Annotated in this window: 20 protein-coding genes and 1 pseudogene; 17 read left to right on the top strand and 4 right to left on the bottom strand. The window is 63.9% G+C overall.

Going from position 1 to position 19,398, the window contains the following annotated elements; translation table 11 throughout:
• Window positions 1–5 precede the first annotated feature (5 nt).
• The 3 genes from G566_RS14615 to G566_RS15260 form a co-directional block, all read right to left on the bottom strand.
• The gene (locus G566_RS14615; RefSeq protein ID WP_022679138.1) at window positions 6–563 is read right to left on the bottom strand and encodes a 5-formyltetrahydrofolate cyclo-ligase; all 558 of its coding nucleotides are present in this window, start codon (window positions 561–563) and stop codon (window positions 6–8) included.
• A 263-nt stretch (window positions 564–826) separates the two neighbouring features.
• Entirely contained in the window at window positions 827–1,123 is a 297-nt protein-coding gene (locus tag G566_RS0102655) for a cell division protein ZapA (RefSeq protein ID WP_022679137.1), read from the bottom strand.
• Window positions 1,124–1,128: 5 nt separating this feature from the next.
• A complete protein-coding gene (locus tag G566_RS15260) occupies window positions 1,129–1,290 on the bottom strand; it encodes a hypothetical protein (protein WP_022679136.1) in 162 nt (53 codons plus the stop codon).
• Between the two features lie 238 nt (window positions 1,291–1,528).
• Here G566_RS15260 and tkt point away from each other — a divergent pair, with 238 nt between their 5' ends.
• The 16 genes and pseudogenes from tkt (at window position 1,529) to gyrA (ending at window position 17,186) form a co-directional block, all read left to right on the top strand.
• Window positions 1,529–3,490 carry a transketolase gene (gene tkt, locus G566_RS0102645; RefSeq protein ID WP_022679135.1) on the top strand — a complete coding sequence of 654 codons (1,962 nt, stop codon included), beginning with the start codon at window positions 1,529–1,531 and terminating at the stop codon, window positions 3,488–3,490.
• Between the two features lie 21 nt (window positions 3,491–3,511).
• The gene (gap, locus tag G566_RS0102640; protein ID WP_022679134.1) at window positions 3,512–4,519 is read left to right on the top strand and encodes a type I glyceraldehyde-3-phosphate dehydrogenase; all 1,008 of its coding nucleotides are present in this window, start codon (window positions 3,512–3,514) and stop codon (window positions 4,517–4,519) included.
• 5 nt (window positions 4,520–4,524) lie between these two features.
• On the top strand, window positions 4,525–5,721 hold the full coding sequence (locus G566_RS0102635) for a phosphoglycerate kinase (RefSeq protein WP_022679133.1): 1,197 nt from the start codon (window positions 4,525–4,527) through the stop codon (window positions 5,719–5,721).
• Window positions 5,722–5,733: 12 nt separating this feature from the next.
• Window positions 5,734–6,648, top strand: coding sequence for a class I fructose-bisphosphate aldolase (locus G566_RS0102630; protein ID WP_029131167.1), 915 nt, complete (start codon window positions 5,734–5,736; stop codon window positions 6,646–6,648).
• A gap of 14 nt (window positions 6,649–6,662) precedes the next feature.
• Window positions 6,663–7,355 (top strand): thiamine phosphate synthase, encoded by a 693-nt coding sequence (thiE, locus tag G566_RS0102625; RefSeq protein WP_029131166.1) that lies wholly within the window; start codon window positions 6,663–6,665, stop codon window positions 7,353–7,355.
• Window positions 7,356–7,460: 105 nt separating this feature from the next.
• Complete coding sequence (locus tag G566_RS0102620) at window positions 7,461–8,258, top strand: inositol monophosphatase family protein (protein WP_022679130.1); 798 nt, start codon at window positions 7,461–7,463, stop codon at window positions 8,256–8,258.
• Window positions 8,259–8,389: 131 nt separating this feature from the next.
• Entirely contained in the window at window positions 8,390–8,767 is a 378-nt protein-coding gene (gene ndhC / locus G566_RS0102615) for an NADH-quinone oxidoreductase subunit A (RefSeq protein WP_022679129.1), read from the top strand.
• A 20-nt stretch (window positions 8,768–8,787) separates the two neighbouring features.
• Window positions 8,788–9,321 carry a NuoB/complex I 20 kDa subunit family protein gene (locus G566_RS0102610; protein ID WP_051135919.1) on the top strand — a complete coding sequence of 178 codons (534 nt, stop codon included), beginning with the start codon at window positions 8,788–8,790 and terminating at the stop codon, window positions 9,319–9,321.
• Window positions 9,322–9,326: 5 nt separating this feature from the next.
• Window positions 9,327–9,962: pseudogene (locus tag G566_RS0102605) on the top strand (NADH-quinone oxidoreductase subunit C); the annotation flags it as partial.
• A gap of 8 nt (window positions 9,963–9,970) precedes the next feature.
• Window positions 9,971–11,215: an NADH-quinone oxidoreductase subunit D gene (locus G566_RS0102600; protein ID WP_022679126.1), complete on the top strand. Its 1,245-nt coding sequence runs from the start codon at window positions 9,971–9,973 to the stop codon at window positions 11,213–11,215.
• Window positions 11,212–11,391 (top strand): hypothetical protein, encoded by a 180-nt coding sequence (locus tag G566_RS0102595; RefSeq protein ID WP_022679125.1) that lies wholly within the window; start codon window positions 11,212–11,214, stop codon window positions 11,389–11,391. The genes G566_RS0102600 and G566_RS0102595 overlap by 4 nt, the downstream gene beginning before the upstream one ends.
• Window positions 11,388–11,720 carry a nuclear transport factor 2 family protein gene (locus G566_RS0102590; protein ID WP_022679124.1) on the top strand — a complete coding sequence of 111 codons (333 nt, stop codon included), beginning with the start codon at window positions 11,388–11,390 and terminating at the stop codon, window positions 11,718–11,720. The genes G566_RS0102595 and G566_RS0102590 overlap by 4 nt, the downstream gene beginning before the upstream one ends.
• Window positions 11,717–12,310 carry an NADH-quinone oxidoreductase subunit NuoE gene (gene nuoE, locus G566_RS0102585; protein ID WP_022679123.1) on the top strand — a complete coding sequence of 198 codons (594 nt, stop codon included), beginning with the start codon at window positions 11,717–11,719 and terminating at the stop codon, window positions 12,308–12,310. Before G566_RS0102590 ends, nuoE begins: the two co-directional genes overlap by 4 nt.
• Entirely contained in the window at window positions 12,310–13,617 is a 1,308-nt protein-coding gene (gene nuoF / locus G566_RS0102580; protein ID WP_022679122.1) for an NADH-quinone oxidoreductase subunit NuoF, read from the top strand. The genes nuoE and nuoF overlap by 1 nt, the downstream gene beginning before the upstream one ends.
• A 269-nt stretch (window positions 13,618–13,886) precedes the next feature.
• Window positions 13,887–14,393 carry a hypothetical protein gene (locus G566_RS0102575; RefSeq protein WP_156874402.1) on the top strand — a complete coding sequence of 169 codons (507 nt, stop codon included), beginning with the start codon at window positions 13,887–13,889 and terminating at the stop codon, window positions 14,391–14,393.
• A 90-nt stretch (window positions 14,394–14,483) separates the two neighbouring features.
• On the top strand, window positions 14,484–17,186 hold the full coding sequence (gene gyrA / locus G566_RS0102570; RefSeq protein ID WP_022679120.1) for a DNA gyrase subunit A: 2,703 nt from the start codon (window positions 14,484–14,486) through the stop codon (window positions 17,184–17,186).
• On the opposite strand, the gene G566_RS0102565 is transcribed toward gyrA, so the two are convergent.
• The gene (locus G566_RS0102565; RefSeq protein WP_022679119.1) at window positions 17,183–17,872 is read right to left on the bottom strand and encodes a lysoplasmalogenase family protein; all 690 of its coding nucleotides are present in this window, start codon (window positions 17,870–17,872) and stop codon (window positions 17,183–17,185) included. The two genes, gyrA and G566_RS0102565, sit on opposite strands and share 4 nt — an antisense overlap.
• Window positions 17,873–18,052: 180 nt before the next feature.
• On the opposite strand from G566_RS0102565, the gene G566_RS0102560 reads away from it, so the two are divergent.
• Window positions 18,053–19,288 carry a hypothetical protein gene (locus G566_RS0102560; protein WP_022679118.1) on the top strand — a complete coding sequence of 412 codons (1,236 nt, stop codon included), beginning with the start codon at window positions 18,053–18,055 and terminating at the stop codon, window positions 19,286–19,288.
• The last annotated feature ends 110 nt before the right edge of the window (window positions 19,289–19,398 follow it).

Raw genomic sequence — 19,398 nt, 5'->3', positions numbered from 1 at the left:
GGCCCCTAACGCGATTTGCGGCAATCGACCAGACGCTGCGGCGTCGCAATCATGTCCAGCGGCATGTCCCATGGCTCGGCCACGAGCGTCGGCGCAATCTGGCATTCCCAGGCCAGCCCGATGGCCAGCACGGGTTGCCGGCGGCGCAAGGCGGCAAGCGCGCGATCATAATAGCCACGGCCCTGGCCCAGCCGCACGCCGGAGAGGGTGACGGCCAGCAGCGGCACCAGCAGCACATCGGGATGCACCATCGGCGCCGTGGCTGGCGGCTCGGGGATGTTCTGGAAGCCGGGCTTCAGTTCGCTCCATTCGGCTTGGTGAAAGACGATATCTGGCCCGGCGATGCGTGGAAAAGCGTGCGGGCCGATGCGTTTTTCGATCCACGTGGGATCGATCTCGTCACCCACCGCGGCATAGCTGCCGGCCATGTGCACAAGGGTGAGTGCAGGCGCGACAACTTCGGCCAGGTTGCGCTCCAATGCCTCGCGTTCCCCTTTGGGCAGAGCCGCGACAAAGGCCTTGCGGGCAGCGCGATACTGGCGGCGCAGGTCGGTCTTGTTCACGCAGTGACGCTCTCGGGATAGTGTGGCGGGACCACCATGGGCCGTTGGCCTTGAAGATCCTCTGACGCCAGAACGTCAGGTGGGAACCAGTTGTGGTGAACCAGGGTTCACCCAGTGCCAGCCCCCGATAGGATGATTATCGCCTCAGGGATGCTTGCTCGCTCGTACCGGGCAGTGCCCGCCACCTGTTTATATAAGATAGAAGGCCCGGAAGCTCAAGCAAAGCCTCGCCATGGGTGTATTGCTCGGCGCGTTACCGCGCCTCAGGCGCGGGCGAGCTGTTCCATCCGTTCGACGATGCGGGCAAGGCGGGTGATGTCCACCATGGGCGCCGCAGCGACAGGCGGCGCAATCCCGGCGCGGGCATCGGCCAGCTCATCGGCCAGCATCAACGCGGTCATCACCAGCAATTGGCCTTCGGGCACGCTGCCCAGCGATCCGGTGATGCGTTCAGCGCGGGCGGCGATTTCGTCCCCCAGGCGGGAAATGCGGTCCTCATCGCCGTCGCGGCAGCTGATGCGATAGGTGCGGCCGGTGATGGTGAGCAATGCTTGGCCCATTTTCGTCACTCCTGCCCGATGAGAGTGTCGAGGGCGCGCACAGCTTCGGCGGCGGCGGCTTCGATCCGCTGCAGGCGTGCACGGTCATCAGCAGCGGTGGCCGCTTCAGCGCTTCGGCGAGCCTCGATCGCGGCCAACGCCGTTTCGAGTCGCACCAACAGGCTCATCAATTCCGAAATCGACCTGCTCCCCAGCCAGCTCAAGGACTTGCGGCGTGTTTATAAGACGGGATATCAGCCCGGGTCAAGCCGGCTGCGTGCGGCAATCACGGTGAACCGCAACTGGAAGGTTGACGCGTGCGCGAAGGGTAGGCCAAAGCCGCCCGCAACAAACAGTCACCACCGGGAATCGCTCCCGCCCGTACCGGCCACAGCGCCAGTGCGGATGGTTTACAGGAACGGCCTCATGACCGATCTCGCACGCTGCGCCAATGCCATCCGGGCGCTGGCCATGGATGCGGTGGAAGCTGCCAACAGCGGCCACCCTGGAATGCCGATGGGCATGGCCGATGTCGCGACCGTGCTGTTCGCCAACCATCTGAAGTTCGATCCCAAGGCGCCGCGCTGGCCGGATCGGGATCGTTTTGTGCTGTCGGCCGGCCATGGTTCGATGCTGATCTATGCGCTGTTGCACCTGACCGGCTATGAGAAGCCGTCGCTGGATGACATCAAGCGCTTCCGCCAGTGGCATTCCCCATGCGCCGGTCATCCGGAAAATACCGAGCTGCCGGGCGTGGAATGCACCACCGGGCCGTTGGGGCAGGGCCTGGCGATGTCGGTGGGCATGGCGATGGCGGAGCGGCACCTGAATGGCGTGTTCGGCGATGCGCTGGTGGATCACCACACCTGGGTGGTTGCCGGCGATGGCTGCCTGATGGAAGGCATCAGCCAGGAAGCGATTTCGCTGGCCGGCCATTTGAAGTTGGGCCGCCTCAACGTGATCTGGGACGACAACAAGATTTCCATCGATGGCCCGGTGAGCCTGTCGTCCAGTGAAGACATGGCCGGGCGCTTCGCCGCCGCCGGCTGGCATGTCGTGGCTTGCGATGGCCATGATTTCGCCAGCATTGATGCGGCGCTGGCGGCGGCCAAGGCCGATCCGCGGCCCAGCCTGATTGCGGCCCGCACGACGATCGGCAAGGGGGCTCCGACCAAGGCCGGCACCAGCGGCAGCCATGGCTCGCCACTGGGCGCCAAGGAGATCGAAGGCGCCCGCGCCGCGCTGGGCTGGGAATATGGCCCGTTCGAGATCCCGGCTGACATCAAGGCCTGGTGGGAAGGGCTGGGGGCCCGTGGTGCTGCCGCCCGTGCCGATTGGGAAGCGCGCCTCGCCGCTGATCCTAACGCCGGCGAATTCAACCGCCGCATGGCCGGTGAGCTTCCCGTCGCCGATCCGATGCCGGCCTATCTGGCGAGCCTGGTCGCCACGCCTCCCAAGGTTGCCACGCGCAAGTCCAGCGAGATGGCACTGGATGCACTGGTGCCGGCGCTGCCCGAACTGCTCGGCGGTTCGGCGGATCTGACCGGTTCGAACAACACCAAGGCCAAGGGGCAGCCGCTATTCACGGCGGCTGATTACGCTGGCCGCTATGTCCATTACGGCATTCGCGAATTTGGCATGGCCGCCGCGATGAACGGCATGGCGCTGCACGGCGGTATCATCCCCTATGGCGGCACCTTCCTGGTGTTCAGCGATTATATGCGCAACGCCATTCGCCTGGCCGCGATCCAGCAGATCCGCGTGATCCACGTCGGCACGCACGACAGCATCGGGCTGGGCGAGGATGGCCCGACCCATCAGCCGATCGAGCATCTGGCATCCTTGCGCGCCATGCCCAATCTGGCGGTGTGGCGGCCGGCTGATGCCATCGAGACAGCGGAAGCCTGGTCCTTTGCCCTGAAGGACGAGAAGCGCCCCTCCATCCTGGCGCTGTCGCGGCAGAATTTGCCGCCACTGCGGGATGACGTCACCGAAAATCGTTCGGCGCGAGGTGCTTATCGCCTTAAGGCTGCCACCGCGCCGCGCCAGGTTGTACTGGTCGCGACCGGTTCAGAAGTGCATATTGCTGCCGAAGCTGCGGCGCTGCTTGAAGCCGATGGCATTGGCTGCGACGTGGTATCGATGCCGTGCTGGGAAGTGTTTGCGGCGCAGGACGCAGGCTACCGCACCGATGTGCTGCCGGGCGATGCGCTGAAGGTCTCAGTGGAAGCCGGCGTGACCATGGGCTGGGAACGCTGGACGGGAAGCGACGGTCTGAATATCGGCCTCGATCATTTCGGGGCTTCGGCGCCGGCGGAACGGCTTTATGCCGAATATGGTTTGACCGCGCCGGCGATTACTGCGCGCGTCAAGGCCCGGTTGGGCTGAAATTCAAGAAGGATCAATGACATGGCTGTGAAAGTTGCAATCAACGGTTTCGGGCGTATCGGCCGCAACGTGCTGCGCGCCATCATCGAATCCGGCCGCACCGATATCGAAGTGGTGGCGATCAACGATCTGGCGAGCCCTGAGGCCAACGCCCGCCTGCTGGCGCGCGACAGCGTGCATGGCGCCTTTCCCGGCACGGTGAGCGTGGATGGTGATGCCATCGTTGTGAACGGCAAGCGCATCGCGGTCACCGCCGAGCGTGACCCGGCCAAGCTGCCCCATGCCGCCATGGGCGTGGATATTGCCTTGGAATGCACCGGTTTCTTCACCGATGCCGCCAAGGCCGGTGCCCACATTACGGCCGGTGCCAAGAAGGTGTTGATCTCCGCGCCGGGCAAGAATGTTGATTTGACAGTGGTTTACGGCGTGAACCATGACAAGCTTGAAGCCAGCCACAACATCGTTTCCAATGCGTCGTGCACCACCAACTGCCTGGCGCCGGTCGCCATGGTGCTGGACCGCGAGTTCGGCATCGTGAAGGGACTGATGACGACGGTGCACGCCTATACCAACGATCAGAAAATTCTTGATCAAATTCATGATGATCCGCGCCGTGCGCGTGCTGCTGCCCTGTCGATGATCCCCACCACCACCGGCGCTGCCCGCGCCGTGGGCGAGGTGCTGCCGCAGTTGAAGGGCAAGCTGGATGGTTCGGCGATCCGGGTGCCGACGCCGAATGTGTCGGTGGTCGATCTCACCTTCGAATCGGCCCGTCCGACGACGAAAAGTGAAGTGAATCAGGTGCTTGCGGAGGCTGCTGCGGGTGAACTGAAGGGTGTGCTCGATTTCACGGTGGAGCCGCTGGTGTCCATCGACTTCAACCACAGCCCGGCTTCGTCCACCGTGGACAGCCTGGAAACCGCGGTGATCGGCGGCAACATGGTGCGCGTGCTGTCGTGGTACGACAATGAATGGGGCTTCTCCAACCGCATGGCCGATACCGCCGTCGCCATGGGCAAGTTCCTATAAGAACAATGGCTTCGTTCCGCACCATCGATGATATGTCGGCGCTGGCCGGCAAGACCGTGTTGGTCCGCGCCGACTTGAACGTGCCGATGGCCGATGGCCATGTGAGTGATGACACCCGCCTGCGCGCCGCCGTGGCGACCATTGCGGCGCTGGCTGACGGCGGCGCCAAGGTGCTGGTGCTGTCGCACTTCGGCCGGCCCAACGGGCGGGATGAAAAGAACAGCCTGAAGCCGATTGCGCTGGCATTGGCGTCCGTTCTGGGCCGGCCGGTGTCCTTTGTGGCGGATTGCGTTAGCCGGCCGGTGACGGACGCTGTACGGGCGCTGCCGGCCGGTGGCGTCGCGGTTCTGGAGAACACGCGCTTCCATGTCGGTGAGGAAGCCAATGATCCGGCCTTCGTCGCCGAACTGGCTGCGGCTGGCGATTTTTACGTGAACGATGCCTTTTCGGCCGCCCACCGCGCCCATGCCAGCACCGAAGGCCTGGCGCATTTGCTGCCGGCCTTCGCCGGGCGGACGATGGAAGCCGAATTGAAGGCGCTGGAAGCTGCGCTCGGCAGCCCGAAGCGGCCGGTGGCGGCGATCGTGGGCGGCGCCAAGGTTTCGAGCAAGATCGACGTGCTCACCCATCTGGTGGAAAAGGTCGATCACCTGATGATCGGCGGCGGCATGGCCAACACCTTCCTGGCAGCGCGCGGCATCGATGTTGGCAAGTCGCTGTGCGAGCATGACCTGAAGGACACCGCGCTCGACATCATGGCGCGGGCCGAAAAAGCCGGCTGCACCATCCACCTGCCGTACGACGTGGTGGTGGCCAAGGAGTTCAAGGCCCACGCCGCCAATCGCGTTGCCAATATCCACGCTATCCAGGCCGATGAAATGGTGCTGGATATCGGCCCGGCCGCGGTCGAGGCGCTGGCGGATGCGCTGAAAACCTGCGCGACGGCCTTGTGGAACGGGCCGCTTGGCGCTTTTGAAATTCCGCCCTTCGATGCCGCCACCGTGGCACTGGCCCGCACGGCCGCTGCGCTCACGCAAGGTGGCACGCTGCTCACCGTTGCGGGCGGCGGTGATACCGTGGCGGCGCTGGCGCATGCCGGCGTTACCCAGGATTTCAGTTTCATTTCCACCGCCGGCGGCGCCTTCCTGGAATGGATGGAAGGCAAGCCACTGCCCGGCGTGGTTGCGCTTCAACAGGCTTAAAGGAGACACGCGATGTCGATGACCCCCACCATCAAGGCGATCCTTGCCAATTACGAGAGCGACAATCCCGGCACCAAGGGCAACATCGCGCGGCTGTTGATGCAGGGCCGCCTGGGCGGCACCGGCAAGATGGTGATCCTGCCGGTCGATCAGGGTTTCGAGCACGGCCCGGCGCGCAGCTTTGCGCCCAACCCCGAAGCCTATGATCCGCACTACCACTACCAGCTTGCCATCGATGCTGGCCTGTCGGCCTATGCCGCGCCGCTGGGCATGCTGGAAGCCGGCGCCGACACGTTCGCCGGCCAGATCCCGACCATCCTGAAGCTGAACAGCAGCAACAGCTGGGCCACCGGCATCAACCAGGCCGTCACCGGCGGCGTGGACGATGCCTTGCGCCTGGGCTGTGCGGCCATCGGCTTCACCATCTATCCGGGCGCGGACGACGTGTTCGACATGATGGAGGAATTCCGCGAACTGGCCGCCGAAGCCAAGTCGGTCGGCCTCGCCACCGTGCTGTGGAGCTATCCGCGCGGCGGCCTGCTCAGCAAGGACGGCGAACTGGCGCTCGATGTTGGCGCCTACGCGGCCCACATGGCGGCGCTGCTGGGCGCGCACATCATCAAGGTGAAGCTGCCGAGCGCCCATATCGAGCAGAAGGACGCGGTGAAGGCCTATGAAGGCACCGACTGGTCCGGCCAGGACAAGCGCGTTGCCCATGTGGTGAAGTCGTGCCTGAACGGCCGCCGCCTGGTGGTCTTCTCCGGCGGCGCGACCAAGGGCACCGATGCGGTGTTCAGCGACGCGGTTGCCATCCGTGATGGCGGCGGCAACGGCAGCATTATCGGCCGCAACACTTTCCAGCGCCCGCGCGCTGAAGCGCTGGCGATGCTGGACAAGATCGTCGACATCTATCTCGGCAAGGTTTGAGCGGGGGCCTGACCTTGAGCAGCACGGACGACGAACTGGTTCCCCTGCCGGCAGACTTTGCCGACCGCTTCGAACAGGATGAGCGGCCGGCCTGCCAGCTTTATGTCGTCTCGCCGCCGCGCATCGAGATCCCCGCCTTCACCGAAAGCCTGAAGGCCGCGCTCGATGGCGGCCCGGTGGCGGCGTTCCAGCTTCGGCTGAAGGATGTGAGCGATGCCGACGTGCTGCGCGCCTGCGAGGCGCTGTTGCCGGTGTGCAATGCGGCTGACGTGGCCTTCATCCTGAATGACCGCGCCGATCTGGCCAAACAGGCGGGTGCCGATGGCGTCCATCTGGGGCAGGGCGATGGTTCGATTGCGGATGCCCGCGCGCTGCTTGGTCGTGAGGCCCAGATCGGCCGCACCTGCCACGACAGCCGGCACCTGGCGATGGAAGCTGGCGAGCAGGGCGCGGATTATGTGGCGTTCGGGGCGTTTTACGACACCACTACCAAGCCCAGCCATTATCGCCCGCAACCGGAAATATTGAGCTGGTGGATCACGCTGAGCCAATTGCCCTGCGTCGCCATCGGCGGCATCTTCCCGCACAACGCCGCGCCGCTGGTCGAGGCCGGGGCCGATTTCATCGCCGTGGTGCGGGCGGTGTGGGATCATGAAGGCGGGCCGGGTGCGGGGGTTGCCGCTTTCGGGGACGTGCTGGGCTGGTAATCGCGCCCCGCATCCGCTAAGGCGCGCCCCGTTCTCTATCGCTCTTTCGCATTCCCATTCCCCAATCGCCGCCCGCGCATTCACGCCGGCTGCAAGGATTTCGCCATGGTCGCCCATAGCTCGCTCATCACCGTCATGGAAAAGGCCGCGCGCAAGGCCGCGCCCAAGCTGCGCCGCGATTTCGGGGAAGTGGATGCGCTGCAGGTGTCCCGCAAGGGACCGGCTGATTTCGTTTCCAATGCCGATCGGGCCGCCGAAGATGCGGTGGTGGAAGTGTTGCGCCATGCGCGCCCCGATTGGGGTCTGCTGCTGGAAGAGGGCGGCGAAATCAAGGGTGAGGATGAACGCTGCCGCTGGATCGTCGATCCGCTGGATGGCACGTCCAACTTCCTGCACGGCATCCCGCATTTCGCCATTTCCATCGCCGCCGAAATCGATGGTGAAGTGACCGCTGGCCTGATCCACCAGCCGCTCACCGGCGAAAGCTATTGGGCGGAGAAGGGCCGCGGCGCCTGGCTGCAGACTCAGCGCCTGCGCGTGTCGGGCCGGCGTGATCTGAATGATTGCCTGATCGCCACCGGCATCCCCTATCTGGGCCATGGCGATCGTGCCCAGTTCAATTCGATCCTGAATGCCGTGATGCCGGAAGTGGCCGGCGTGCGCCGTTTCGGTGCAGCCAGCCTTGATATGGCCTGGGTGGCGGCCGGGCGGTTTGATGGCTTCTGGGAAACCGGGCTTTCCTATTGGGATATCGCGGCCGGCATGTTGATCATCAAGGAAGCCGGCGGCTTTGTCAGCGATTTTCGGGGCAGTGATGGCATGGTCGGCCGGCGCGAGATCATCGTGGGCAACCAATCCATCCAGTCGCGCCTCCACAAGCTGATCGCGGGCGCACTGCGGTAGGGCTGGGCGCCAAGGGTTGCCAGTGCCACGCACCTGACAAAATGTCGCAATTATCGGCTCGAAGAGGTTGCCCTGCCGGGGCAGGACGGCTAATCACGCTGCATTGCAACAGCTGTTGGAAACCCCAGGCCATGTCGGCCATTGCCTCTGAATATCTGCCGGTGCTGCTGTTCTTCGCAGTGGGTATCGCCTTCGCGCTGATCTTCGTCAGTGCGCCCATTGCCGTGTCCGGCCTGATCGGTACGTCCAAGCCTGAAGCGGTGAAATTGTCGGAATATGAAAGCGGGTTCCCCGCCTTCTCCGACGCGCGCACCAAGTTCGATGTGCAATTCTACCTCGTCGCCATCCTGTTCATCGTGTTCGATCTGGAAGCGGCCTTCCTGTTTCCGTGGGCGGTGAGCCTGCATTGGGGCGGCGAAAGTGCCTGGTGGGCAATGATGGAATTCCTCGGCGAACTCGGCATTGGCCTGGTTTACGCCTGGAAAGTGGGAGCGTTGGAGTGGGAGTGAACCAGCCCGGCGATGACCTGATGGTCACCAATGGCGGCATTCTGCTGCCGGCCAATAACCGCGATCAATTCCTGGGCGACGTATCCCAGGAAGTGGCGGACAAGGGCTTCCTTGTCACATCGACCGAAGATTTGTTCCACTGGGCGCGCACCGGCAGCCTGTGGTGGATGACCTTTGGCCTGGCCTGCTGCGCGGTCGAGATGATGCATTCCAGCATGCCGCGTTATGATCTGGAACGGTTCGGGATCGCACCGCGCGCATCGCCCCGCCAGTCGGACGTGATGATCGTGGCCGGCACGCTGTGCAACAAGATGGCCCCGGCGCTGCGCCGTGTGTACGACCAGATGGCCGAGCCTCGCTATGTCATCTCGATGGGCAGCTGCGCCAATGGCGGCGGCTATTACCACTACAGCTATTCGGTGGTGCGCGGCTGCGATCGCATCGTGCCGGTGGATATCTATGTGCCCGGTTGCCCGCCCACGGCCGAGGCTTTGCTTTATGGCATCCTGGCCCTGCAGCGGAAGATCCGCCGCGTCGGCGTGTTTGAACGGTAAGCGACATGGCAATTGTTGCTCCTGAATTGGGCCGGCACAGCTGGCCGGTGATGGCCACCCATGATGCGCTCAGCGCGCGGCTGGGCGAGTTGCTGGGCGGTGCCCTGATCGACGTGATTGAACATGCCGGCGAGACCACGGCGGTGGTGCAGCGCGAGGCGCTGGTGCCGGCGATCACGGCGCTGCGCGATGCGGCTGACCTCAAGTTCAACCAGCTCACCGACATATGTGGCGCCGATTATCCGGACCGGGCTGAACGCTTCGAGATCGTGATCCACTTGTTGTCGATGACGCACAATCTGCGGCTGCGCGTGAAGCTTTCCACCGATGGCCGCGCGCCGGTGCCGTCGTTGACCGCGCTTTATCCCAACGCCGGCTGGTATGAGCGCGAGACCTGGGATTGTTACGGCGTGATGTTCACCGGCAATCCGGACATGCGCCGCATCCTGACGGACTATGGCTTTGAAGGCCATCCGTTCCGCAAGGATTTCCCGCTGACCGGCCATGTCGAATTGCGCTGGTCGGAAGAGCATAAGCGGGTGGTGTATGAGCCGGTGAAACTGGCGCAGGATTTCCGCAGCTTTGATTTCCTCAGCCCCTGGGAAGGCACGGATTATGTGCTGCCGGGCGATGAAAAGGCGACTGGCAAATGAGCAGCCTGGGTTCTGCCGGTGCCGCGTGGACGGCTGACGACACCACCGATGTGCTGCCCGCCAAGGATGGCAACGAAATCCAGAACTACATGATCAATTTCGGGCCGCAGCACCCCGCGGCCCATGGCGTGTTGCGGCTGGTGATGGAGCTGGACGGCGAGATCATCGAACGCTGCGATCCGCACATCGGCCTGCTGCATCGCGGCACTGAAAAGCTGATCGAGTACAAGACCTATTTGCAGGCGCTGCCCTATATGGACCGCCTCGATTACGTGTCGCCGATGTGCATGGAGCACAGCTATGTCCTGGCCATCGAGAAATTGGCCGGCATCGAGGTGCCGCTGCGGGCGAAATATATCCGCACGATGTTTGCAGAAATCACGCGCATTCTCAATCACATCCTCAACACGACCGCACACGCCATGGACGTGGGCGCGATGACGCCGATCCTGTGGCTGTTCGAAGAGCGCGAAAAGCTGATGGAATTTTACGAGCGCGTTTCCGGTGCGCGCTTTCACGCCGCCTGGTTCCGCCCCGGCGGCGTGCACCAGGATCTGCCGGCGGGCCTGCTGGACGATGTGCTGGCCTGGTGTGACCATTTCCCCAAGGTGCTCGACGAGATGCAGGGTCTGGTGGCCGACAATCGCATCTTCAAGCAGCGCCTTGTCGATATTGGCGTGATTTCCAAGGAAGACGCGATTGCCTGGGGCTTCACGGGCCCGTGCATCCGCGCCAGCGGCGTGGCCTGGGATATCCGCAAGAGCCAGCCGTACGACGCCTATCACCTGATGGATTTCGACGTGCCGGTGTCGAACGATGGCGACTGCTATGCCCGCTTCATGGTGCGCATGCAGGAAATGCGCGAGAGCCTGAAGATCATCAAGCAGTGCGCGAAGGAGATGCCGGCGGGCAGCCACATCACCGACAACCGCAAGGTGGCGCCGCCGTCACGGGGAGAGATGAAGCGCTCGATGGAAGCGCTCATCCACCATTTCAAGCTCTACACCGAAGGCCTGCACGTGCCGGCCGGCGATGCCTATGTGGCGACCGAAAGCCCCAAGGGTGAATTCGGCATCTACATGGTCGCCGATGGCACCAACAAGCCGTGGCGCTGCCACATCCGCGCCACCGGCATGGCCCACCTTCAGGCGATTGATTTCCTGTGCAAGGGCCACATGCTGGCCGACGCGCCGGCGGTGCTGGGCAGCCTGGATATCGTGTTTGGCGAGGTTGACCGGTGAACGAGAAGGGCAAGCTTCTGGCCGTGGCGGCCCTGGGCGCTGCGGTGATCGCAGCCACCGGCTTTGCGGCGGCGCAGCTGTGGGGCGAAGGCGCCGGCATGCCGATCGTGGCGCTTGGCGCGACCTTGTGGACGGCGGCGTTCGTGCGCTGGTCGGCCAGGCGGCGCCACTCATGAATAAGCTTGCCATCGCCGAGGCCATGATCGCGCATTACAACGCGCAGGATGCCGATGCCTATGTGGCGCTGATGAGCGATGATGCGGTGGAAGCCGGCTATCGCGGGGCGGTGTTGCGGGATGGGAAAGAGGGCGTGCGGTCTGGCATGAAGGCGATGTTCGCCCAGTTCCCGGAAAACCGCGCAGAGATCATCACCGGCTATGAACTGGGCCCGTTCGCTGTGCTGCACGAGAAGGTGTGGCGCACGAATGCGGGCGAGCCGTTCGAGGTGATGAGCGTCTATAGTTTCGACGGCGACAAGTGCAGCCGCGTGGAGTTCATCCGGTGAGCGATTTTTCCGATTTCAACTGGACCGCCGAGAACGCCGCCGAAGCGCAGCGCCTGATTGGCCTTTATCCGCCCGGCCGTCAGGCCAGCGCCATCATGCCGCTGTTGTGGTTGGCGCAATATCAGGTGCGCGACGAGACGGGTGTGGCCTGGCTGCCGGTGCCGGTGATCGAGTTTGTCGCAAACCAGATCGGCATGCCCTATATCCGCGCCTACGAAGTCGTCAGCTTCTACACCATGTATAATCTGAAGCCCGTCGGCCGCTTCCACGTGCAGGTGTGCGGCACCACGCCCTGCATGTTGCGCGGTTCGGACGACATCATGAAGGCCTGCAAGGACAAGGGGATGGCCAAGGGCGCCACCACGGCGGATGGCCTGTTCACGCTCACCGAAGTCGAATGCCTGGGCGCCTGCGCCAATGCGCCGATGGTGCAGATCAACGATCACAATTATGAAGACCTGACCTACGACAGCATGACCGCCATCCTGGACATGCTGGCGCGCGGGGAGGAACCGAAGGTGGGCAGCCAGATTGGCCGCACCGCCTCGTGCCCGGAAGCTGGTCCAACGACTTTGCAGGAGATGGTGTGATGCTGGCCGACAAGGATCGCATCTTCACCAACCTCTATGGCTTCCAGCCGTGGAACCTTGAAGCTGCGCGCACACGCGGCGATTGGGCCGACACCAAGGATCTGATGAGCGTTGGCCCCGATGGGTTGATCGACGCTGTGAAGGCCAGCGGGCTGCGCGGGCGCGGCGGCGCGGGGTTCCCGACCGGCATGAAGTGGAGCTTCATGCCCAAGACGCCGAACCCGGACCGGCCGAGCTATCTGGTCATCAACGCCGATGAATCCGAACCCGGCAGCTGCAAGGATCGCGAGATCATCCGCCATGATCCGCATAAGCTGATCGAAGGCGCGCTGATCGCCGGCTTTGCCATGCGCGCGCGTGCGGCCTTCATCTATATCCGCGGTGAGTATATCGCCGAAGCCAAGGTGCTGATGGCCGCCGTGCAGGAGGCCTATGCCGCCGGCCTGATCGGCAAGAACGCCTGCGGCACCGGTTATGATTTCGATGTCGTCGTCCATCGCGGCGGCGGCGCGTATATCTGCGGCGAAGAAACCGCGATGATCGAAAGCCTGGAGGGCAAGAAAGGCCAGCCGCGCCTGAAGCCGCCATTCCCGGCCGGCGCCGGCCTTTATGGCAACCCGACAACGGTGAACAATGTCGAATCCATCGCCGTGGTGCCGACCATCCTGCGCCGTGGCCCGGAATGGTTCGCCGCCATCGGCCGGCCCAAGAATGAAGGCACCAAGCTGTTCCAGATCAGCGGCCATGTGAACCGGCCCTGCGTGGTGGAAGAAGCCATGGGCCTGCCGTTCCGTGAACTGATCGACACGCATTGCGGCGGCATTCGCGGCGGGTGGGACAATCTGCTGGCGGTGATCCCTGGTGGTTCTTCGGTGCCGCTGGTGCCGGCGCACCAGATCATGGAAGCGCCGATGGATTTCGACGGCCTGCGCGATCTGAAATCCGGCCTGGGCACCGCCGCCGTGATCGTGATGGACAAGTCCACCGACATCGTGCGGGCGATTGCCCGGCTGAGTTACTTCTACAAGCATGAAAGCTGCGGCCAGTGCACGCCGTGCCGCGAAGGCACCGGCTGGATGTGGCGGGTGATGGAACGGCTGGTGACGGGTGATGCCGAACCGCACGAGATCGACATGCTGCTGGAAGTGACCACGCAGGTTGAAGGCCACACCATCTGCGCGCTGGGTGACGCTGCGGCCTGGCCGATCCAGGGCCTGATCCGGCATTTCCGCCCGGAGATCGAAGCGCGGATTGCGAAGCGCAAGGGCTTCATCCAGGTGCCGAACATGGGGATCGCGGCGGAGTAGCAGCTATCATCCGCCCGGCCTCAGTCGCCAAGGGCGTACGCTGCCAGCCATTGTTACTTGCGACCAGTGGCAAGCCGTCTGTGCGGTGTTGACTCCTGCCGCCGGCCATCCGAACACTTCGCCGAGTGGATCAGGAGGCTTGCTTGATGCATCGCGTTACCATCGTGGCCGCAGCTTTGGCTGTCGCCTGCCTTGCTGTGCCAAGCGCCGCACAATCGAAGAATTTTGCCGAGGATGCTGTGGCGCGGCGCCGGGCCGATGCGGAATCAGTGAACAAGATGATTGACTGCGCGGTTCGCAGCAGGGCGCAGGATTTGGCGACGTGGGTATTGGCGATTGACGGGCCGCCAGAATGGCCAAAGCCGGTTATGAAGGCGCTGCAAGCCTGTCTATCTGTCAACCAGCGCAGCTCCTTGATCCGGATGGAGGCCAGTGTTTCGCGCGGCCTGTTCGGCATGGGCTTCGTGCGCCATCCAGAGCGTCTGCCTGACGTCTTGGTGGTGCCGCCGCTGCCGGTGCCGCCCACCAGCGATTTTGCCATTGTGGCCAGTGTTTCTGCGTGCATCGTGACGGCGAACCCGGCCGCGGCGCGACGATTTGCCGAGGCGATATCGGGATTGCCCGAAGAACGGGAGGCTTTTGCCGCGATCGAACCCATCGCTTCTGGCTGCATTGCGCCTTGGCCGAACCTGTCGATCAACGGGCCGTTTTTGCGGGCCGGGCTGGGCTTTGCCTTGTTCCGGGCGGTTGCAACCCAGTCGTTGCCCAAGCCCTGAATTCCTGCCCTTTCCACTGGCCTTTTCGCACCGTTTCCCCTAATCCGGATGGGCATCTGAAGTACGCCTGAAAGAGCCAAGAAAAGCCCAATGGTATCAACCACTAAACCCCCCGCCGGTGAACCCGACATCCAGCCGATTTCCATCGTTACGGAAATGCGGACGAGTTTCCTTGATTATGCCATGTCGGTCATCGTTTCGCGGGCGTTGCCTGATGTGCGCGATGGCCTGAAACCGGTGCACCGGCGCATCCTGTGGGGCAGTTACGAAAACGGCTTCACCCACGGCAAGCCCTATCGCAAATCGGCCCGCATCGTCGGCGACGTGATGGGCAAATATCACCCGCACGGTGACAGCGCGATTTACGATGCGTTGGCGCGCATGGTGCAGGATTGGTCGATGCGGCTGCCGCTGATCGACGGCCAGGGCAACTTTGGCTCGATGGACCCGGATGCCCCGGCGGCCATGCGCTATACCGAAGCGCGGCTGGCGAAATCGGCCGAAGCGCTGCTCGCCGATATCGAGAAGGACACGGTTGATTACGTCGCCAACTATGACGGTTCCGAACAGGAACCGACCGTGTTGCCGGCGCGCTTCCCCAACCTGCTGGTCAATGGTGCTGGCGGCATCGCCGTTGGCATGGCGACCAATATTCCGCCGCACAACCTGGGCGAAGTGATCGATGCGGTACGGGCTTGGCTGGCCGATCCGATGATCAGCGTTGAAGGGCTGATGCACCACCTGCCGGCCCCGGATTTCCCCACCGGCGGCATCATCCTGGGTTCCAGCCAGCTCAAACAGGCCTATGAAACCGGGCGCGGCAGCATCCGCATCCGGTCGCGCCACGTGGTGGAAGAAGGCCGCGGCGAGAAGCGCGCCATCGTGCTGACCGAAATTCCCTATCAGCAAGGCAAGAACGCGCTGGTGGAAAAGATCGCCGAAGCGGTGAAGGACAAGCGCATTGAGGGCGTGTCTGACCTGCGCGATGAATCCAATCGCGAAGGCGTGCGCATCGTGCTCGATCTGAAGCGCGATGCGACGCCGGACGTGGTGCTGAACCAGCTGTGGCGCAACACGCCGGCGCAGCAGAGTTTTGCCTTCAACATGCTGGCCATTCGTGGCGGACGCCCGGAACTGATGGGCGTGAAGGACATCATCCACGCCTTTGTGGAGTTCCGTGAGCAGGTCATCACCCGCCGTTCGAAGCACGAATTGATGAAGGCACGCGAACGGGCCCACCTGTTGATCGGCCTGGTGATTGCGGTCGCCAACCTGGATGAAGTCGTGCGCATCATCCGCGCCAGCGCCAGCCCGGCCGAAGCCCGTGAAACGCTGATGGCGCGTGATTGGGATGCGGCCGAGATTCGCCCCTATCTGGCGCTGGTCGAGGCCGGCACCGTGGACGTGGACGCGCCCACCATCCGGCTTTCGGATCTGCAGGTGCGCGCCATCCTTGATCTGCGCCTCAACAAGCTCACCGCGCTGGGCCGCGATGAAATCGGCAGTGAATTGAAGGAACTGGCCGATGCCATTGCCGATCTGCTCGACATCCTGACCAGCCGTGTGCGCCTGCGTTCCGTGCTGAATGCCGAGCTGGACGATGTCGCCAATGAATTCCAGTCCAAGCGCCGCACCGAACTGGTGTTCAACGCCGAGGACATCGACGACGAGGATCTGATCGAGCGCGAGGACATGGTGGTGACCGTGACCCGCGATGGCTGGATCAAGCGCGTGGCGCTGGCCGAATATCGAGCGCAGGGCCGCGGCGGCAAGGGCCGCAATGCCATGGGCACCAAGGACGAGGATGCGGTGACGACGCTGTTTGTCACCTCCACCCACAATCCGGTGCTGTTCTTCTCCTCGGCCGGCAAGGTCTATCGCCTGAAGGTGTGGCGCCTGCCGGTGGGCAGCCCGCAGGCCAAGGGCAAGCCGATCAACAATCTGCTTCCCCTTGCCGATGGCGAAACGATCATCACCACGCTGGCGCTGCCGGAGGACGAGGCCGAATGGGGCCGCCTGCACGTGATGTTTGCCACGGCGCATGGTGGCGTGCGCCGCAACGCCATGGACAGTTTCACCAGCGTGCCGACCGCGGGCAAGCTCGCCATCCGCTTTGAAGAAGGCGATGATGATCGCCTGATCGGCGTGGCGCTGTGCGATCAGGCCGATGATGTGTTCCTGGCCGCCAAGAGCGGCAAGGCCATCCGCTTCCCCGTTGATGATGTGCGCGAGTTTGTCTCCCGCACCTCCACCGGTGTGCGCGGCATGGCGCTGGGCGCGGGCGACGAAGTGGTATCGATGGCGATCCTGAAGGGCTTTGCCGCCAGCACGGAGGAGCGCGAGGATTATCTGAAGGCCGCGGCCTGGAAGAATGAGCCGGGCGAGCGCGTGCTTTCGGAAACCCGCATGGGGCAATTTGCGGCGGCCGAGGAGTTCATCCTGACGGTGACCGCCAATGGCTTTGGCAAGCGCAGTTCGGCGTTCGAATATCGCCAGTCGGGCCGCGGCGGGCAGGGCATCCGCAACATCGCCGAAAGCGATCGCAACGGCGACGTGCTGGCCAGCTTCACCGCGCGCGACAGTGATGATGTGATGCTGGTGACGGACCAGGCCAAGCTGATCCGCCTGCGCGCCGGCGATATCCGCATCATGGGCCGGGCGGCGCAAGGCGTGACCCTGTTCAAGGTGGCCGATGATGAGCTTGTGGTTTCGGCCGCGCTGATCCCGGCTGATGAGGAAGCCGAAGTGGGTGACGTGCCGGACGTGCCGGAAGTGCCGGGCGAAGAGGCCTAATCTGCGTGGGCGGCGCGGGCGAGGAGCCCGCGCCCCACGCCCAGCGCAATCAGCCACTGGCCGCCGAAGTAAAACGCCCACACCAGCGCGCCATCCGCCGTTGGCCCGATCAGCCGGCCACCGCCCAGGCGCAGCACCAGGATCGTGTCTGACAGCACGAAGGCGATCGCGCCCAATGCCGCCAGCCGGGGAAAGCGGCTGAGCCACAGGCTGGCCGCCATGCTGGTCAGCAGCACGGCATAGAGCAGCGTCTGGCCGAAGGGCAGGCCTGCCGGGGTGAGCAGCGGCGGCATCGCCAGGCCGAACAGCAGCAGCAGCGCCGCCACCAGCCAATCTTGGGCACCAACAGTGCGGCGGTGGCGGGCATAGAAGATGATCGCCACCAGATGCCCGGCGGCAAAGCTGGCGGCGCCGGCAATGAACAGGCCGGGCAGGGCGAGCAGCACATCGCCCAGCGCCCCCAGGGCCATGATCGCTGCCAGCCAGCGCGCGCCATCGGTACGCAATTGCAGCGCCGACAGCGCCAACAGCGTAACGCCGCTGCCTTTCAGCACGACATTCGCGGCCCCATCGAGCATGGGCGACAGCAGCAGATAGGCGAGCCCCGCGGCAAGAGCGGCCGTGAGCCCGGCGCGGAACCGCACCGGCAGGCCGGCCAGCGGCAAGGAGGCGGCAAGAGCCGTCATTTCGCGTTGATTCTCGCGCGTTGTGGCGGTCAGGGCAAGGGCTGGTCGCACACACACCCCCAAACTCACTTAATGTTCATGTTGCAGATGCAAAAGAGCAGCATCACCTGTGCCTGTGGCCGGTTGACGCGCGGCCGAGGGCGGCTTAGCTCAACTCCATATTGCTTGAGGGAGGCATGAATGAAGACGATCGCAACGGCCTTGGCGCTGGTACTGATGACCGGCAGCCTGGGGATGGCCAGCCCGGTGCTGGCACAGAAGAAGGACAAGGCTGCCGACAAGCCGGTACCGCCGAAGCTGTCCAAGCCGATCCTGGCCGTGGTCATGGCCGTCCAGAAACTGCAGACCGCCGGTGACCATGCCGGCGCGCTGGCCGCTTTGGCCACTGCCGCCACAGTGCCGCGTGCCGAAAAGGACGACGCGCTGATCATGGCCAAGCTGAAGCTGTTTTCGGCGCAGAATCTGAAGGACAATGCCAAGCTGGAAGAAGCGCTGCTCGAAGCCGCCGAGGCGCCGTCGATCACGCCCGAGGAAAAGCTGAACTTCTCCAAGTTCATCGCCGGCCTGGCGTCCAACCGCAAGGATTACCAGCTGGCCTGGAAATGGTATGAATTCTACTTGGCCCAGAAGCCCGACGATGTGGACATGCTGGTGCAGGCCGCCAGCGTGAACGCCGCACTGAACAGCAAGCCGCGCGTGGTGGAACTGCTGAGCAAGGCCATCGATCTGCGCGAAGCCGCCGGCCAGAAGGGTGACCGCAGCTGGTATGAATTCCGCGCCCAATCGGTGATCGACGGCAAGATGGAAGCGCAGATCATGCCGGCGCTGCTGGGCTGGGTGAAGGCCTTCCCGGAGCCCAAGAGCTATAATCTGTCGATCGAGCTGGTAAAGCAGCGCGCCGGCAACATGGACAACAACATGCTGCTTGATTGGGGCCGCCTGATGTGGGCTGCCGGCGCCATGACCACCGGCAACAATTATCTGGAATATGCCGATGCCGCCATCGAACGCGGCATGCCCAACGAAGCCGACATGGTGTTGAAGGAAGCCATCACCAAGAAGCTGATCGATCCGGGCAAGCAGAATGTCGGTGAAATCGTGCGCCTCGCAGCGTCGAAGAACACCGAGACCAAGGCGGCGCTGCCCGGCCTGGAAAAGGAAGCCGGAACCAACCCGCGTATCGGGCTGGTGGTTGCCGACACGCTGGCCAATCTGGGCCAGCATGAAAAGGCTGTTGGTTTCTATCAGAAGCTGGTTGGCAATGCGGCCGTGGATCAGGACACGGTCAATCTGCGAATGGGCGCGGCCATGTTGAAGATGGGCAACAAGGACGGCGCCAAGGCCGCCTTTGCCGCCGTCAAGGCTGGTCCGCGCGCCCTGATCGCGCAATTCTATGGTGTGCTGGCCGGCGCCTGAGCCGGTCTGCCTGCATCTGAATGAGGGGAGCGCGCTGTGGCAACGCAGCGCGCTCTTTTCATGGGCGGCCTTCACCCCTATGGAAGCCAACCGCCGCAGCCACAGGAGTC

It is taken from the genome of Sandarakinorhabdus limnophila DSM 17366 (assembly GCF_000420765.1).
Classification (GTDB): domain Bacteria; phylum Pseudomonadota; class Alphaproteobacteria; order Sphingomonadales; family Sphingomonadaceae; genus Sandarakinorhabdus; species Sandarakinorhabdus limnophila.
This window is presented reverse-complemented; position numbering and strand designations above follow the sequence as displayed.

Excerpts from the sequence above, each read along its gene's own strand:
- G566_RS0102655 (WP_022679137.1), bottom strand. The coding sequence starts at position 1,123 with ATGGGCCAAGCATTGCTCACCATCACCGGCCGCACCTATCGCATCAGC.
- G566_RS15260 (WP_022679136.1), bottom strand. The coding sequence starts at position 1,290 with ATGAGCCTGTTGGTGCGACTCGAAACGGCGTTGGCCGCGATCGAGGCT.
- tkt (WP_022679135.1), top strand. The coding sequence starts at position 1,529 with ATGACCGATCTCGCACGCTGCGCCAATGCCATCCGGGCGCTGGCCATG.
- gap (WP_022679134.1), top strand. The coding sequence starts at position 3,512 with ATGGCTGTGAAAGTTGCAATCAACGGTTTCGGGCGTATCGGCCGCAAC.
- G566_RS0102635 (WP_022679133.1), top strand. The coding sequence starts at position 4,525 with ATGGCTTCGTTCCGCACCATCGATGATATGTCGGCGCTGGCCGGCAAG.
- G566_RS0102630 (WP_029131167.1), top strand. The coding sequence starts at position 5,734 with ATGTCGATGACCCCCACCATCAAGGCGATCCTTGCCAATTACGAGAGC.
- G566_RS0102620 (WP_022679130.1), top strand. The coding sequence starts at position 7,461 with ATGGTCGCCCATAGCTCGCTCATCACCGTCATGGAAAAGGCCGCGCGC.
- ndhC (WP_022679129.1), top strand. The coding sequence starts at position 8,390 with ATGTCGGCCATTGCCTCTGAATATCTGCCGGTGCTGCTGTTCTTCGCA.
- G566_RS0102610 (WP_051135919.1), top strand. The coding sequence starts at position 8,788 with ATGGTCACCAATGGCGGCATTCTGCTGCCGGCCAATAACCGCGATCAA.
- G566_RS0102600 (WP_022679126.1), top strand. The coding sequence starts at position 9,971 with ATGAGCAGCCTGGGTTCTGCCGGTGCCGCGTGGACGGCTGACGACACC.
- G566_RS0102590 (WP_022679124.1), top strand. The coding sequence starts at position 11,388 with ATGAATAAGCTTGCCATCGCCGAGGCCATGATCGCGCATTACAACGCG.
- nuoF (WP_022679122.1), top strand. The coding sequence starts at position 12,310 with ATGCTGGCCGACAAGGATCGCATCTTCACCAACCTCTATGGCTTCCAG.
- gyrA (WP_022679120.1), top strand. The coding sequence starts at position 14,484 with ATGGTATCAACCACTAAACCCCCCGCCGGTGAACCCGACATCCAGCCG.
- G566_RS0102565 (WP_022679119.1), bottom strand. The coding sequence starts at position 17,872 with ATGACGGCTCTTGCCGCCTCCTTGCCGCTGGCCGGCCTGCCGGTGCGG.
- G566_RS0102560 (WP_022679118.1), top strand. The coding sequence starts at position 18,053 with ATGAAGACGATCGCAACGGCCTTGGCGCTGGTACTGATGACCGGCAGC.